Raw genomic sequence first — 536 nt, 5'->3', positions numbered from 1 at the left:
GATGTACAATTCTTTTGGAGAACGTTCCTATGTCACAACTCAATCTATCAAGAAGTTAAAGAAAGAATACAGAGACTGGGCCTTGGATAAAAGTGGGTGGCGAATGGTTGGGGATAAGAAGCCTATCTTTTACAATCTAGATGAGCTAGAACATAGAGAAGAATTAAAAAAACAGCTCTTCTTTAAAGAATCTCCCCTTTATGATGAAGACCTACCAAATCAACGCTTGATTGTAACCTTTTCTACTAAATATCAAGACTATCATCGAACGATACGAGAAAAACAGATTGAACGGGCTAGTAAGTTACTAGGCAAGCCCAGCCAAGCTACCAAGAAGAGACAAACCGATTTTAAGAGATTTCTGAAAGAAACAAGTACGACTAAAGAAGGGGAAATCGCCGAGAAAAGGATTCTAACTCTTGATGAGGAACGGATTCAAGAAGAGGCTCAATATGATGGTCTCTACGCCGTAGCTACTAATCTAGATGAAGAGATTCAGACAATTGTAGCTATCAATCAAAGGCGGTGGGAAATTG

1 pseudogene is annotated in these 536 nt (G+C 39.0%); it reads left to right on the top strand.

Annotated elements, in window-relative coordinates:
- A pseudogene (locus STRDD10_RS11270) lies at positions 1-536 on the top strand (IS1634 family transposase); the annotation flags it as partial.

It is taken from the genome of Streptococcus sp. DD10, from assembly GCF_001578805.1.
Classification (GTDB): Bacteria; Bacillota; Bacilli; order Lactobacillales; family Streptococcaceae; genus Streptococcus.
Note: the sequence above shows the minus strand (reverse complement) of the source record. Positions and strands in the feature narration are given on the sequence as shown.